The sequence below is a fragment of the Bartonella sp. AA86SXKL genome, from assembly GCF_042196885.1.
In genome coordinates, this window is record NZ_JBHIRE010000320.1 from 1 (window position 1) to 717 (window position 717).

Here is a 717-nt window from a genome sequence, read left to right on the forward strand (position 1 = left end):
GATTGGATTTGAGTACAGATGAGATTGAACATTGTTCAATGTTTTTGGTCTTATTTTTACTAAACTTTGATGAAACAATTTATTTCCTGGAAATTGTCTTGTATGAATTTTATAATTGTAATTCATCACTCTAAAAGGGGACAAATATTTGTCTATGAAAAATGAAAACAGCAAAAGTTTTTTAGCAATAAAGCTTTTGTATGTGCGCATTTTGATGTGGTGTATCCTCTTTTTTGAGCGGATATGGGTACGGTTGTTGCCGTTTTTTCTCGTTCTCAGTCTCTTTTGTTCGCTTAGTTGGTTGGGTGTTTTTGGTATTCTGGGATATTGGCCCCATTTACTTTTACTTGGCCTTATCTTTTTTTCTGCTGTGGGAAGTTTGTTTTTTCTTGTCAGCTTTCGGTTGCCTACTTTCAAGGAAGTTAATCGACGTCTTGAACAAGAAAATGGCCTCAAAAATCAGCCTTTAAGCGTTCAAGCAGATCATTTATGTCCTGAAGATGATGAAGATTTTCATGAAATTATTTGGCGCGAACATCAACGTCGTATGGCCAAACAATTATACCATCTAAAAACTGGGGTTGCTTATCCTAATAGTGCGGCTTGGGATCCCTTGGCTCTTAGGACTGTATGTATTCTCCTTTGTGTCTGTGCTTTTAGTTTTTCTTTTGGCTCTTTAGGAGGGCGTTTAGTAGATGCGTTTGATTTACGTCCTCT

General features: G+C 36.7%; 1 protein-coding gene. It reads left to right on the forward strand.

Annotated features, from left to right (window positions below; translation table 11 throughout):
- Window positions 1–154: 154 nt before the first annotated feature.
- Window positions 155–717: DUF4175 family protein (locus ACFIO5_RS11785; protein ID WP_375705509.1), on the forward strand; the 563-nt coding region annotated here is incomplete at its 3' end.